Origin of the sequence: Altererythrobacter sp. MTPC7 (assembly GCF_042851395.1) — a bacterium.
Classification (GTDB): Bacteria; Pseudomonadota; Alphaproteobacteria; order Sphingomonadales; family Sphingomonadaceae; genus CAJXSN01.
Genome location: NZ_BTGS01000026.1, coordinates 1 through 11,292 on the forward strand (window position 1 = coordinate 1; position 11,292 = coordinate 11,292).

An 11,292-nucleotide genomic window follows, 5' to 3' on the forward strand; every position below is an offset into this window, starting at 1 on the left:
ACGATGCAGGTCGCGGGTTCGAATCCCGCCGGGTCCACCAAATGCGGGCCCGTAGCTCAGCGGATAGAGCGGCGCCCCTCGGGGCAACGTCTTACCCAAACCTCGTCGCCGTGAACCGAGTATCAATTAACGCTGGCGGATGCCGGTGGGACTACATGGGTAGAGCGCCTGCGAAAGCAGGAGGTCGGCGGTCCGAGTCCGCCCCCGGGCAACCGGAGTAGCTCAGTAAAGCGTCTCATCAATCACTCGCCGCCAGCACCCCGCGCTCACGCAGCGAAGCGATAGTGCAGAATTACATCAGCGCTGGCGAATACCGGTCGGGACTACATCGGTAACCAGGCGGTTCGAACCCGTCCCTGCATGGCAACATGCGGAGAAGTCTCGCCAAAACTTGTTGCCAGCACCTATGAAGAAGCATGAGGAGGTCGCGATGACCCAGACGACGTATGAATATCAGGACGTGGAAGGCGGGTCGCCGATCAAGATGTGGACCCGCGGCGTTCCCGTTGACGACAAGGCGCGCGAGCAGCTGACCAAGGCGGCGAAGATGCCGTTCATCTTCAAGCATGTTGCGGCCATGCCCGACGTGCATGTGGGGATCGGCGCGACCGTCGGCTCAGTAATTCCGACCAAAGGCGCGGTGATCCCGGCTGCGGTCGGCGTCGACATTGGCTGCGGCATGATGGCCGCGCGCACCTCGCTCGTCGCGAGCGACCTGCCGGATAACCTTGCCGGTATTCGCTCCGCGATCGAGGCGGCGGTGCCGCATGGCCGCGATGTCGGGCGCGGCAAGCGCGACAAGGGTTCGTGGGGCGATCCGCCTCCGGCCGTGGTCGATGCCTGGGCAAAGCTCGCCGAACGGTTTGGCCGGATCGTCGCCAAGTACCCGCGGCTCAAGAACACGAACAACCTCGTGCATCTGGGGACGCTGGGAACCGGCAATCACTTCATCGAGCTGTGCCTCGATACCGAACAGCGGGTGTGGGTTATGCTCCACTCGGGCTCGCGCGGGGTTGGCAATGCGATCGGCACGTTCTTCATCGAACTGGCCAAGCAGGACATGCGCAAATGGCATATCAACCTGCCTGATCAGGACCTCGCCTATTTCCCGGAAGGGACGGACCATTTCGACGATTATGTCGAAGCGGTCGAATGGGCGCAGGACTTCGCAGCGCTAAACCGGCGCGTGATGATGATGCATGTGCTCGATGCACTGCGGAGCCAGATCGCCAAACCGTTCGATGCCGAATGCGAAGCGGTGAACTGCCATCACAACTATGTGACGCGTGAAAACCACTTCGGCGAAAACGTGCTCGTTACCCGGAAGGGTGCGGTGCGGGCGGCGAAGGGTACGATGGGCATCATCCCCGGATCGATGGGGGCGAAGAGCTTCATCGTGCGCGGGCTCGGCAATGCCGAGAGCTTTGACAGCTGCTCGCACGGGGCGGGGCGCGTGATGTCCCGCACGCAGGCGAAGAAGCTGGTGACGCTCGACGAGCATATCGCCGATACCGCCGGTGTCGAATGCCGTAAGGACGAGGGCGTGATCGATGAAACGCCCAAGGCCTACAAGCCGATCGAAGCCGTGATGGCCGCGCAGGCCGATCTGGTGGAGATCGTCCATACCTTGAAGCAGGTGGTGTGCGTGAAGGGGTAACACCCTTCACGCCGCCGTTGGGAGGTTCGCATGAAGGGCAAGTTCCATTGTCGCGGTTGTGGCCGTGCGCTGACCGGTGAAGTTACTGTTCAATCGCTGAAAGATCCGGGCGTTCAGAATCCCGATTTCATCGATCAGCGGCCTGTCTGCGCCGAGGGAAGCGGCTTCAAATCTTACGAACCGCTCCAGCGTTCGCATGACTCGAGCAACCCGGCTGCTTTGGAATTTGTGCCGCAGTATTGGCTCAACCCAGCAGATTTCGAAGCGACCGGGAAAATTACCAGCAAGCGTGGCCGCACAAATGGCTGTTGCGGAATGGACGGCTGCGACGGCCCCAACATCGAATGCCGCGAGTGCGGAACCGAGATTGGAACCAAGCAGTCCGATTGTTGGACGCCGCTCATATTTGTTCCGGACCCAGACAATACCGAATTCCGAAAGACTGAAACATGATCACGATCGACGGCTCCGAGGGTGAAGGCGGCGGACAGGTGTTGCGGTATTTCGCAGCCCTGTCGCTGCTAACCAACGAGCCATTCACCATCCACAACATCCGCGGAGGCAGGGCCAAGCCCGGCCTGATGCGCCAGCATGTCACCGCGCTGGAAGCAGCCTGCGCGATCGGCGGAGCGGAATGCTCCGGGTTGACGGTTGGTGCCAGCGAACTGACCTTTCGGCCCGGCAGCGTCACGCCGGGCGAATATCATTTCGCCGTCGGCACCGCCGGTTCGACCGGGCTGGTGCTTCAGACCGTGCTGGTACCGCTGATGTTGGCCGATGAGCCGTCGAAACTGGTGATCGAGGGCGGGACGCATGCGATGGCCGCACCGCCTTTCGAATTCCTGCAAAAGACGCTGCTGCCGGTGCTGGAGCGGATGGGTCCAAGGATTTCCATCACGCTTGAGCGCCACGGTTTCTTCCCGCGCGGTGGCGGGCGCATCGTCGTGGATATCGATCCAGCGCCATTGCGTCCGATCGAATGCGTAACGCGCGGCGCATTCAAGGCTGGCAAGGTAGAAGCGCTGGTTGCCGGAATTCCGTTCGATATCGCTGACCGCGAACTGAAGGCGGCGCGCAAGGTGCTTGCCGAATGGCCGGACGAAGCCTTCGCGCCCGTGCAACTCCCGGCTGAAAATGGCCCGGGGAATGCCCTGCTCATGGAAGCCGAATTCGAACATGTCACCGAAGTCATGTCTGGCTTCGGCAAGCTTGGCGTGCCTGCAGAACGCCTGGCAAAGACAGCGGCGAAGCGGATGGCGGGCTATCTGGCGTCGCAAGCCTTTGCCGGGCCTTACCTGCAGGACCAGCTCTTGCTGCCGTTCGCAATGGCAGGCCGTGGAGCGTTCACCACAGTCAAGCTCAGTGAGCATACCCGCACCGCAGTGAACCTGATCGAACGATTTTCGGGAAGGGGTTTTCGCTTCTCGGAAACCACCGATGGAGCACATCTTGCGGAGGTTTGCTGACCGGCGCGAATGGGGCCGATTGCTGAATGTCTGCTTGTAGGGGAATGAGCGTGAAAAGCCGTCATTCTGCTAACGACCCATTGCAAGACAGAGCCGTCGAAGATTCTGATGCCTGAAAGCGGACCTTGCACAGTCATAGAACCCTTCAGGACTGGCACCGAGGCAACACCTTCGCTTTCAGGTGAAATATCGAGCCATGAAAGTCAGGACGGCTTCCTCTGCGACCCTCTCGCATTCCTCTAAAGGTACCTTATCGCGCTCTGCGTAGAGACGAGGATCCCATATTCCGACCTTGCACATCTCGGACAGTTGTTGAGCAGCGATCTTTGGGTCTGTGCAAGAGACCTCTCCGCGATCACGCCATAACTCAATTAGCTCGCTGACCTGGTCTGTGCCCCGCCGCGGGCCGTGCTGCATGAATGTCGAACTCCCGAGGGGGAAGCGCTCGTACCCGCCAATACAAATTCGGCACAGCTTCAACACGTCATCATCTCGGCCAAACATGATGGTAAGCCGCTGCGCTAGGAGCTTGATTGCTTCTTTCGCCGGTAGATCACGGATGGATGGGGGCAGGATTGCGTCGCGCGTTTTCGTGAGAGCGTCCTCCACCACTGCTACATACAGTGAGCTTTTGTCGCGAAAATGATTGTAGAGGGTCGGCTTGGCCACCTTCGCTTCGCGCGCAATTTCCTCCATGCTCGCACCATCGAAGCCTTCGCGCACGAATACGCGCTGAGCGCCTGCGAGAATGTCCTGACGCTTCTTTGATTTGCGTTCGGCGCTCATTGGCAAGGCACACTATTGGGGCGGCCGCGTCCCTCATGACGTTGGCTACCTCGAGCCCTTGATTCGGGCTTTTGAACCAGTTGGTTCAATTTAATGCTGACTCCAAGCATCATGCAAAGGGCTTCTGAAAAATCTTGGATAATATGAATAAATTCTGGAACAACTGCACCTTTTAGGCGCTTGGAGCACATAAATTTACTCATCAGTTCAATTCAGACTCGATTGGGGAAGTAGCCTTGTGACCAACCTACCCTGTCAAATTCGTCCCTTCAAAATGCGCCTCTTGCTTGCTCTAGCCATGGCCAGCACTTTGGCAGGATGCGCCAGCGTTGGGCCTGACTACGCACGTCCCCAACTGGAGGCTGAAAACACTGAATGGATTGATCGTACGAATGTTCCGGTAGCCGAAGAGGTGTTTATCGCGTGGTGGCGGGATCTTGGCGATCCAGAGCTAACACGCTTGATTGAGGCATCGCTCGAAAACAACCTATCTGTGCGTCAGGCTTTGCTTCGTGTCGAAGAGGCACGAGCGCGCCGCGCGCAAGTGAGAGCCGCCGGGTTGCCAAGCGTCTCGGCAGACAGCTCCGTGACCGTGCTTCAACAAAGCTTGAACGCCAATCCCGGCCTCGCCGACATCCCCGGCTTCGTGCGAGAATTCGAGGTCTATGACATTGGCGGTTCGCTCGCATGGCAGATTGACCTTTGGGGGCAAACCCGGCGGGCCGTTGAAGCGGGCGATGCGCGGGCTGAGGCGGCGATCGCAGCCGCCAACGGGGCACGTCTTGCAGTCGCGATTGAGACCGCATCGACCTATCTATCGCTTCGCGGGTTTCAAGAGGAGCGCGCTGCGCTCGCCGCGAGTGCTGCGGCGCAAAAAGAATTGGTCAGGCTTTCGCGCATTCAACTCGACAAGGGGCAGATCTCGCGCGCCGACCTGCTTCTCGTCGAGAGCGAACTTGCACGCATCGAAGCAGAGGTGCCAGCGCTGGACGTTGAGATTCGGGCAGCCGCCCTCGCGCTCGGCCCACTCACCGGAGGCCTTCCCGAAAAAGAAATTGCGCTCGCAGCCCAGCGAGAGTCTGTCCTTAGCCTTGCCGACATTCCGGTTGGGCTGCGTGCCGACCTTCTCCGCCGCCGCCCCGATATCGCTAGAACCGAGCGCGAGCTAGCAGCCCAGACGGCGGAGATCGGGGTCGCTAAAGCTGAACTGTTTCCGAAATTGAGCCTCAATATCGACGGCGGCTTTGCCTCGGCAATGGTCGACACGCTGTTTGATGGCAACAGCACCAACTACAACATCGTGCCGTTCCTTTCGTGGCGGATCTTTGATGGCGGGCGGGTTCGCGCAGAGATCAATCTTGCCGAGACTGAAGCAAAGCGAGCGGCTCTCGCTTACGAGGAAAGCGTCCTCAACGCGCTGACCGAGACGGAAACCGCCATTGCGCGATACGATCTCGCGCGCGAGGCACTGACACTAAGCGAACGCGCAGCCGTTCTCTCGTCCGAAAACTACCGCCTCGCACGCCTCCAATTCTACAAGGGCGCGATCGACCGCCTTCGGTTGCAAGAAGCCGAGCGCGGCCTTCGTAGCGCCGAACGAGGCAAAGCAATCGCATACAGACAAGCCAGCCTCGCCATGACCGGCCTCTACGCGGCCCTTGGCGGCGGCTGGCAAGCCATTCCCGACGGAGACAAATCGTGAAGAATTACCAGATGAAGAGGCCACGGTTGCTACTCGCGCTCGCCGCTGCAGGGATGCTCGCCGCCTGTTCTTCAAACGAGGAACCGAAGACCGAGCCACGCCCTGTGGATTGGCTTGAAGTCGGGGGCTCAGGGCAAAATGAAGCCTCACCCAATGTCGTTCCGGCCACGGTGCGCGCACGCGAAACCACGCAGGTTGCTTTCGAGGTTCCCGGACGGCTTGCCACGGTGCGGTACGAAATTGGGCAAAGCTTTTCGCGCGGCGCGCCGCTCGCGACCATCGAAAGCAACGAATATCGTCTCCGTGTCGCAGAAGCCGGTGCAGCTCTGGCCGAAAGCTGGGCGCGGCTTTCGCAGGCCCGGCAGGATCTGACCCGGCAGGAAGAATTGTTCGCCGAAGAAGCGACATCTGAAGCGGCTTTGGAGCGGGCGCGGGCGCAAGCCGGCAGTCTGCAAGAAATTTCGAAGGCAAACGCAGCAAGGGTGGGAATTGCGCGGGAATCTTTATCCGATTCCACTTTGCGAGCGCCCTTCGCCGGGCGGGTCGCAAGACGGTTGCTAGAACAAGGCGCGCAGGTCCAACCGGGGCAGCCAGTCCTCGAAATTGACAGCATGGGCATCGAGGTTTCCTTCAATGTGTCACGCGACTTGAGAGAGGGGGTCGCTGCTGGAAGTCAGATCACCGTCATTCTTGACCGCGATGGCGAGCGCATCGAAGTCCCGGGATCAATTACGGAGATATCGTCGCGCGCCGCCGGGATCGGAGCCTTTGAAGTGCTCGCCAGCGTGCCTTCCATGGATGGCGCCCTATTGCCTGGGATGGCTGTCGATGTTCGCATTGAGGATGCACCAGAGGCCGACACCAAAGAGAATGCCGCACGGGTGATTATTCCAATTACAGCCTTCAAGCCCACGGCAGAAAATCGTGGCGAAGTTTACATTGTCGACCCAGAAACGGGCAAAGTCAGCGCACGCGCCATCACTCTGGGCCCTGCATCCGGCGATCAGATCGTTGTAAAAAGCGGTCTATCTAAAGGCGACATAATTATGCGACGCGGCCTCGCTTTCGTGAAGCCCGATGAGACCGTCGCTCTGATTGGCTCCGGCGCAAAGCGCTACGCCCAATGAACGCATTAGCTAAACTCGGCCTGCGCTTCAGCTCGGGCATCTTTCTGATCGTTGGCCTTCTGATGGTTTTCGGCGTGATGAGCTATTTCAGCCTTCCCGCGCGCGAGGATCCGAAGCTCACCATCCGCGAGGCCGTGGTCGTCGTGCCCTATCCCGGTATGAGCGCCGAGCGCGTCGATACGCTGATCACGCGGCCGATGGCCGAGGCGATCCAGTCTATCCCGGAGATGAAAGAGATCCGGGCAACCTCGATGGAGGGCCAGTCAATCATCCATGCAGAGGTTGACTTCGGCTATCCTGACCTTGAGCAAATCTGGGACGAGCTGCGATCTAAAGTTGAGGAAACTCGTGATCAACTTCCAGAAGGCGCACTGACCCCGATCATCAATGATGAATTCGGCGATGTGTCGGTTATCACGCTGGCGCTGCAATCGGATGAGTTCGATATGTTCGAACTGGGCGATCTTTCCGATCATATTCGCGAGCAGATTTATACGATTGATGGCACATACAAAGTTGATGTGCTCGGACGTCCGGCCGAGCGAGTTTACATCGAAATGCCGAATGCCATGCTGGCGCAACTCGGAGTGTCTCTGGACGCTATCGCGCGGCAGCTTCAGGCGCAGAATATCGTCATTCCGGGCGGATCAGTAGAAACGGAAAGCCGCCGATTGTCGATTGAACCTTCGGGCAATTTTCAAACTCTGGCCGAAATAGAAAACGCGCTTATCCAATTGCCGCGTGGCGGCACGGTGAGCCTTGGCGACTATGCGCAAGTGAAGCGCACGCTTGATGATCCAGCTGGTGAGCGAGCCTATTTCAACTCTGATCCTGCGATCATTTTTGCCATCTCGATGAACCCTGATGTGAGCGTGCTCAATTACTCCGAGCGGGCCGTTCAACGCATTGATGAAATCCGGCAATCATTGCCCGCCGGTGTCGAATTGAACCGCGTCACGTACCAGGCTGAACCGGTTGAAACAGCGGTGTACGGTGTTTCGATCAACGTGTTGCAGACACTTGTGATCGTTCTGGCTGTCGTCATCCTGTTTCTTGGGATGCGGACCGGCTTGATCGTGGGTTCCATCGTGCCTGCTGTGGTCCTGACGACGCTTGCCATGATGGGGTTCTTTGAAATCCGCATCCAGCGAATGAGTCTTGCGACCATCGTCATCGCGCTTGGTCTGCTTGTTGATAACGGCATCGTGATCGCTGAAGATTACAAAAATCGCCTCGGCGATGGTGTGGACCGGAAAGATGCCGTCGGACAAACTGTGCGCGAATTGGCTTTGCCGCTCTTATCCTCCACCATCACGACGATCCTTGTCTTTCTTCCCTTGATGCTCGCGCAGGACGGTTCGGGAGAATATACGCGGTCAATTGCGCAGGTGATCCTTATTTCGTTATCCTCTTCGTGGTTCATCGCGATGCTGGTGACGCCTGTTCTTTGTTTTTGGTTTGCAAAGCCAGAGAGCGAGGAAAAAGAGAACTGGCGAAAGCGTAACGTCGACAAGGCATTCGGATACACACGCGGAAAATATGAAAGTCTGCTGAAATGGCTGCTTGCCCACAAGGCTTTGTTCCTCGGCGGGATCGTTGCCGCGTTTCTGCTCGCTGGCTTTGGAATGAGCACGGTGAAACAGGAGTTTTTCCCCCAATCAGACCGACCCGAGGTGCTGATCTACGCGGACTTGCCCGTGGGCACTTCCAGCGCGAAAACCAACGAGACGATGGCGGCTTTATCGCGCTTCTTGAACGAGAAAGAGCGTTATCCCGATGTCGATACGGTTGCCGCATATTCCGGCTTTGGCGGCCCGCGTTTTGTGCTGTCGCTCGCTCCCGTCGACCCTGCGCCCAATCGCGGGTTTATGGTGGTTCGCACAAAGGATGCCGCAACCCGCGATGCTTATGTGAAGGAATTCCGGCGCGATCTTGCAGCGGAGTTTCCCGATGTCCGCCTGCGCATTTCGTCCATGTTCCTAGGACCGAGCGACACCGCTATCCTTCAAGCGCAGGTCCGTGGGCCTGATAGCGACACTCTGATCGAAGCGGGCGATCGACTGGCGGATGTTTTCAAGAGCGTCCCCGGCACAATCGATGTGTTCTCCGACTGGAAAAATCAGACAACGCAACTTGATGTAACCGTCGATCAGGGCGCAGCGCGTCAGTCTGGCGTCACGTCGACCGACGTTGCGAGAGCTTTGTCGACCTACTTTTCCGGCCAGCCAATCAATGTGTTTCGCGAAGGCGATGACAATGTGCCCATCGTTCTGCGCGGAGCAGATCGCGAACGCACCGACCCCGCGCGTGTCGAGAGCTTGGTGGTATACCCGGCGAACGGCGGCTCGGCAGTGACTTTGGGTGAAGTTGCGCGGATATCCTTCGTTCCGCAGCCGGGGCGTATCCAGTCCGAAGACCTCATTAAAACACTGACGATTGAGGGGCGCCCGCTTGCGACGACACCGGAAGATATGATCGCGCAGATTCAGCCGCAGATCGATGGGCTTGAGGCAAGTTTGCCGCCAGGACACTTCATCGAATATGACGGGATCATCGAACAGCAAGCCGAAGGCAACGCCGAGTTATTTTCCACTTTTCCGGCAGTCCTCGCAGTCATCGTCATTCTGATGGTTTTCCAATTCAACGGCTTCAAGCGGACTGGCATCGTTCTGCTGATCCTCCCCCTGTCGATCATCGGAGCAGCTCTCGGCCTGATCCTGTTGAATGCCAGCTTTGGCTTTATGGTGATCCTCGGCCTGTTTGCGCTGATCGGAATCCTGATCAACAACGCCATTGTCCTGATCGATCGCATCGATATCGAGCGTGCCGAGATCGCCGAAGACGATGACTGCATCGACTATGATGAGGCAGCCCGCGATGCAGTCGTGTCTGCCTGTCTTCGCCGGTTCCGGCCAATCATGATGACGATGATCACCACAATTGTCGGATTGCTGCCCCTGATCATTGCACAGGACGTACTGTTCTACGGGATGTCAGCAGCGATTGCGGGCGGGCTGATTGTCGGAACCATCCTGACGCTGGGGGTCGTTCCCGTACTTTACACGCTGTTCTTCGACAGTGCCGCTGACCAGGACGATAGCACGCAGACGCGCGATGGTTGGCGAGCTTGGATCGCTGAGAGCTGGGCTTGGGTGAGGTCCAAATTTGCAGCTCTACGGCCCTCAAGCAGCAGCGGCTCTGAACAGCCATCAGCGTGATCACCGTTCCCTTCCCTCTCCAAACCCCGCTTCCAGCAAAGGATACCCCAATGCCAACAATTGAGAATTTCTTCGAATTTGCCGTCTGGCAGTTTGATGTAGTCCGACACGCTTTTGCATTCAGTGTCGCTGTCTTTCTTGCCGGTCTCGTTTATTTCGCGCTCACAGCGTATCAGACAGCGCCCGCCTATCGACTGTCTTCAATTATCAGCGCTGTCGTGATGGTCTCTGCCGCGCTCGAGCTGGGGCAGCTTTGGATGCTCTGGAACGCTGCGTTCGAATTCAATCCGGCAACGCAGACATTTGCCGTGGTTGATGGCCAGCGGTTCTCCAATGGCTATCGCTACATGAACTGGATAATCGACGTGCCGATGCTGATGACCCAGTTGGTAGTCGTTGCAGGCTTCACAGGCGCGGCGCTAGCGAAGAAGTGGGGGATGCTCACTTTCACTGGCATCGCGATGATCCTGACCGGTTATGTCGGCCAGTATTTTGAGCCTGCTGCGGCTGGAATTGAGGGCTACACGGGAGGTGAACAGCTCTGGATCTGGGGCGCCATCTCGACAGGCTTTATGGTGTGGATGATCCTCATTCTGGCAAATGCAGTTCGCAATCCGCAAGGTGAAGCAAGTGAAGACGTACGCCGGGGCCTCATCCGTTGTTTCTGGTTTTTGGTTATCACTTGGTCGCTCTATCCAATAGCCTATATGTGGCCCGTTTTTGATGCGAGTGCGAATGGAGTGGTGATCCGCCAGACGATCTACACCGTCGCGGATGTCACATCGAAGCTCGTCTTCGGCGTGATGCTCGGCCAAGTCGCGCTTCGCCGCTCAGCCGAACTTGGCTTCAAGGCCGCACAGGACGGGCTGATGGAGGCACCTGCAAAGGCCCACGCTTAGTCGTCAGGCGGAATGTCCCCCAATGGCTGCGATCGAACAGCAAACTTCGGTCGCAGCCCACTCCGGGCTACGCAAAAAATGCAACACGCCAGTGAACACCTAGCCAACGCCCACCGCCGTGTAAGGCTGAATGGCGGGACAACGTGCTCGCTTGCAATTCTTCCCACGCTGCAAGTGATTGCTTTGATTGCGCTCTCGTTGGGGGCGGCGTATCTGCCTGCAAGCGGTCCCGCATTCACGGCCCTCATCACGCTCGCCATACTTTTCGGCGGTCTTCCGCACGGCGCTTTCGACATACATATCGCTGCGCAGCGATGCGCAATGCGCTGGCGCGAAATCTGCATTTATCTTGGAGTCTACCTCGGGCTTTTTTTCGCCATGGCGGCGTTATGGTTTGCCTCTGCTGAACTCGCTCTCGTGCTTTTCTTCGCAATAAG

The 11,292-nt window shown here is 58.2% G+C and carries 10 protein-coding genes; 8 read left to right on the plus strand and 2 right to left on the minus strand.

All coding sequences use genetic code 11. The features are described from left to right. The first annotated feature begins 430 nt into the window (after positions 1-430). Genes ACGHJ7_RS14295 through rtcA form a run of 3 tightly spaced genes read left to right on the plus strand, consistent with a single transcriptional unit; the run spans position 431 to position 3,123 of the window. The gene (locus ACGHJ7_RS14295; protein WP_390479055.1) at positions 431-1,657 is read left to right on the plus strand and encodes an RtcB family protein; all 1,227 of its coding nucleotides are present in this window, start codon (positions 431-433) and stop codon (positions 1,655-1,657) included. Between the two features lie 30 nt (positions 1,658-1,687). Next, a complete protein-coding gene (locus tag ACGHJ7_RS14300; RefSeq protein ID WP_390479057.1) occupies positions 1,688-2,110 on the plus strand; it encodes a hypothetical protein in 423 nt (140 codons plus the stop codon). Further along, positions 2,107-3,123 (plus strand): RNA 3'-terminal phosphate cyclase, encoded by a 1,017-nt coding sequence (gene rtcA, locus ACGHJ7_RS14305; protein WP_390479059.1) that lies wholly within the window; start codon positions 2,107-2,109, stop codon positions 3,121-3,123. The genes ACGHJ7_RS14300 and rtcA overlap by 4 nt, the downstream gene beginning before the upstream one ends. A 177-nt stretch (positions 3,124-3,300) precedes the next feature. Here rtcA and ACGHJ7_RS14310 read toward each other — a convergent pair whose 3' ends face one another. Continuing rightward, positions 3,301-3,909, minus strand: coding sequence for a TetR/AcrR family transcriptional regulator (locus ACGHJ7_RS14310; RefSeq protein ID WP_390479061.1), 609 nt, complete (start codon positions 3,907-3,909; stop codon positions 3,301-3,303). Then, a complete protein-coding gene (locus tag ACGHJ7_RS14315) occupies positions 3,906-4,112 on the minus strand; it encodes a hypothetical protein (protein ID WP_390479063.1) in 207 nt (68 codons plus the stop codon). Before ACGHJ7_RS14315 ends, ACGHJ7_RS14310 begins: the two co-directional genes overlap by 4 nt. A 95-nt stretch (positions 4,113-4,207) precedes the next feature. Here ACGHJ7_RS14315 and ACGHJ7_RS14320 point away from each other — a divergent pair, with 95 nt between their 5' ends. The 5 genes from ACGHJ7_RS14320 to ACGHJ7_RS14340 form a co-directional block, all read left to right on the plus strand. After that, the gene (locus tag ACGHJ7_RS14320; RefSeq protein ID WP_390479064.1) at positions 4,208-5,611 is read left to right on the plus strand and encodes an efflux transporter outer membrane subunit; all 1,404 of its coding nucleotides are present in this window, start codon (positions 4,208-4,210) and stop codon (positions 5,609-5,611) included. After that, positions 5,608-6,738, plus strand: a complete 1,131-nt coding sequence (locus ACGHJ7_RS14325; RefSeq protein WP_390479066.1) for an efflux RND transporter periplasmic adaptor subunit — start codon at positions 5,608-5,610, stop codon at positions 6,736-6,738. Before ACGHJ7_RS14320 ends, ACGHJ7_RS14325 begins: the two co-directional genes overlap by 4 nt. Further along, positions 6,735-9,956: an efflux RND transporter permease subunit gene (locus tag ACGHJ7_RS14330; protein WP_390479068.1), complete on the plus strand. Its 3,222-nt coding sequence runs from the start codon at positions 6,735-6,737 to the stop codon at positions 9,954-9,956. The genes ACGHJ7_RS14325 and ACGHJ7_RS14330 overlap by 4 nt, the downstream gene beginning before the upstream one ends. 50 nt (positions 9,957-10,006) lie before the next feature. Next, positions 10,007-10,855, plus strand: a complete 849-nt coding sequence (locus ACGHJ7_RS14335; protein WP_390479070.1) for a bacteriorhodopsin — start codon at positions 10,007-10,009, stop codon at positions 10,853-10,855. Between the two features lie 174 nt (positions 10,856-11,029). Next, a partial coding sequence (locus ACGHJ7_RS14340; protein ID WP_390479072.1) for a Brp/Blh family beta-carotene 15,15'-dioxygenase occupies positions 11,030-11,292 on the plus strand: 263 nt, incomplete at its 3' end.

What these genes read in the sequence shown, in the direction of transcription:
- ACGHJ7_RS14310 (WP_390479061.1), bottom strand. Translation starts at nt 3,909, where the DNA reads ATGAGCGCCGAACGCAAATCAAAGAAGCGTCAGGACATTCTCGCAGGC.
- ACGHJ7_RS14320 (WP_390479064.1), top strand. Translation starts at nt 4,208, where the DNA reads ATGGCCAGCACTTTGGCAGGATGCGCCAGCGTTGGGCCTGACTACGCA.
- ACGHJ7_RS14330 (WP_390479068.1), top strand. Translation starts at nt 6,735, where the DNA reads ATGAACGCATTAGCTAAACTCGGCCTGCGCTTCAGCTCGGGCATCTTT.
- ACGHJ7_RS14335 (WP_390479070.1), top strand. Translation starts at nt 10,007, where the DNA reads ATGCCAACAATTGAGAATTTCTTCGAATTTGCCGTCTGGCAGTTTGAT.
- rtcA (WP_390479059.1), top strand. Translation starts at nt 2,107, where the DNA reads ATGATCACGATCGACGGCTCCGAGGGTGAAGGCGGCGGACAGGTGTTG.
- ACGHJ7_RS14315 (WP_390479063.1), bottom strand. Translation starts at nt 4,112, where the DNA reads ATGAGTAAATTTATGTGCTCCAAGCGCCTAAAAGGTGCAGTTGTTCCA.
- ACGHJ7_RS14300 (WP_390479057.1), top strand. Translation starts at nt 1,688, where the DNA reads ATGAAGGGCAAGTTCCATTGTCGCGGTTGTGGCCGTGCGCTGACCGGT.
- ACGHJ7_RS14295 (WP_390479055.1), top strand. Translation starts at nt 431, where the DNA reads ATGACCCAGACGACGTATGAATATCAGGACGTGGAAGGCGGGTCGCCG.